Origin of the sequence: Frankia sp. Hr75.2 (assembly GCF_949319125.1) — a bacterium.
In the GTDB taxonomy this organism is placed as follows: domain Bacteria; phylum Actinomycetota; class Actinomycetes; order Frankiales; family Frankiaceae; genus Parafrankia; species Parafrankia soli.
The window spans coordinates 1-1,219 of the sequence record NZ_CASGGV010000162.1 but is presented as its reverse complement, the minus strand read 5'-3'; the positions used below and the strand labels follow the sequence as shown (position 1 = coordinate 1,219).

Genomic DNA, 1,219 nt, shown 5'->3' with positions numbered 1-1,219 from the left:
GTCGGAGGGTGGCGCGTTCAGCAGGCTGAAGGTGAACGCCAGCATGACCAGCTGCCAGTGGCGCACGATGGCCTGTCCGGAACGGACCTGGAAGTCCGCCCAGCCCAGCTCGTGCTTGGCCGGCTTGTAGTAGTGCTCGATCCGGTCCCGTAGCCGGTAGATCCGGTAGACCTCGCCCCGCGTCCGCCTCGGCGGTCGAGAGGTTGGTGGCCATGAACCAGGTCGAGTCGGCGGTGAGGGCTGTCGGGTCGGTGGTGGCGGCGATCAGGCGGGTGCCGTGGGTGGGTCCGTAGCAGGGGCCCAGTTCCAGTTCGGCGACGTGGCGGACCAGCGGTCGGTGGTGGCTGTCGGTCGGCACCAGGCGCCGCCAGTTCGCCAGTGGCAGGCGGGTGGCGGCCTCGGTGGGGGTGAACGCCGGCGGGTGGGTGGGATCGGCGACGAACTGCCAGGTGCCGTGGCGGGGGCGCAGGGCCAGTACGTAGCGGATTCTGGCCGCCTGCAGGCGCCCCTCGAGCGTGGGGTTCTCGCCGTGGACGCAGTCGGCGACCACTGCCCGGAAAGGCACTCCGGTGCCGCGGGCTTCCTCGGTCAGGTCCCAGGCCAGCTCCGGTTTGGTGGCGAACGCCGGGTCGGCCTTGCCGGCGGGTAGGCGGGAGGCGGGCCGGTAGGGTCGCACCCCCAGCGGCACGTGGCGGCTGCCGTCAGCCCAGTGGCTGGTGACGGCCACAACGCCGTTGGCGGTGCGGCCGAGCTTGCCGATGTACTGCTGGGCGGCCAGGGGCGATGCCGTGGCCGCGCTTGCGGTCCCCGGTCTCGTCGATGATGAGCACCCCGTTGCCATGCGGCCCCAACTCCGGGTGCCGACGCCACAGGTCCACCCGCCGTGCGCCCAGGGCGTCGGGATCCCAGGGGGCGTCGTGCAGGAAGTGGTGCAGCCGCTGCCGGTCCGCGCCGGGGACCAGAGCGGCCAGCTCCGTCAGCGTCTTGTTGCGTTCCCGGGGCAGCAGCAGGCCGATCAGATACTGCCGCAGCGCGGTGCGCTCGGCCACACGACAGAACAGGTCATCGAAGTCGCCGCAGAACCGGTCGATCGCCTCTGCCGTCGGCGCGGTCGGCTTGCGAGGAGTAGCCATCGGGCACCTCCCACCGGAACAGCCCCAGCCAGACACCACCAACCGTACGTCCGCCCTTCCCTAACCTGACCAACCAGCGACTAGCC

General features: G+C 71.5%; 1 pseudogene. It reads right to left on the bottom strand.

Going from position 1 to position 1,219, the window contains the following annotated elements:
• Nucleotides 1–1,133, bottom strand: a pseudogene (locus tag AC559T_RS13315) (IS701 family transposase); the annotation flags it as partial.
• Between the last annotated feature and the right edge of the window lie 86 nt (nucleotides 1,134–1,219).